1 protein-coding gene is annotated in these 604 nt (G+C 71.0%); it reads right to left on the bottom strand.

What is annotated here, in order from left to right:
* On the bottom strand, positions 1-604 hold a 604-nt coding region (locus tag J1M41_RS11810; protein WP_206451824.1), incomplete at both ends, for a replication protein RepA.

The raw sequence follows: 604 nt of genomic DNA, 5'->3' as shown, positions 1-604 counted from the left end.
CCGGGGGCGCTGGTGGGCTGCCCGCGGGACGTGGGTGGCGGAGGGGTGCAGGCGCAGGCCGGAGTCCACCACGGCCACCTTCGCCTGGGGGTAGATCAGCTTCACGGGCTCGAGGTTCTTCAAGAAGGCGGCCTTGAACTGGCGCGGCTGGGCGTACTGGGCGCCGAACTGGGTCTCCAGCTGGCGCCAGGAGACGGTGGTGGTGCGCTGGAGCGTGGACATCCTGTAGGAGAGCCAGACGTAGAGGTCCATGCGCATGGGGGAGCCGCCCAGGGCTGCCAGGGCGGAGGAGAGGACCGGGACGGGGGAGCGCATGACCTCCTCGAAGTAGGGCTCGCTGAGCTCGATGCGCGCGTGGTCGGCCCCACGCTGGTACGTGAGCTCGTAGCGGTGGGCCACGTGCATGTTCTGGCCGCTGAGGGTGCGCCGGTCGGGCGTCTCGCGGCTGGTCTCGATGATGATCGAGGTCGTGCTGAGCCGGTGGAGCTGGTCCATCACACGGCGCTGATTCGCCCCGGAGGGGTAGGTGCCGACGCTGGAGAGGAACGCGCGCAGGGAGGGGCCGGGGTCCAGGTGGCGGGAGCGGGTGCGCACGGCCTCGGTG

Origin of the sequence: Micrococcus sp. KRD096 (assembly GCF_017168495.1) — a bacterium.
Classification (GTDB): Bacteria; Actinomycetota; Actinomycetes; order Actinomycetales; family Micrococcaceae; genus Micrococcus; species Micrococcus luteus.
Note: the sequence above shows the minus strand (reverse complement) of the source record. Positions and strands in the feature narration are given on the sequence as shown.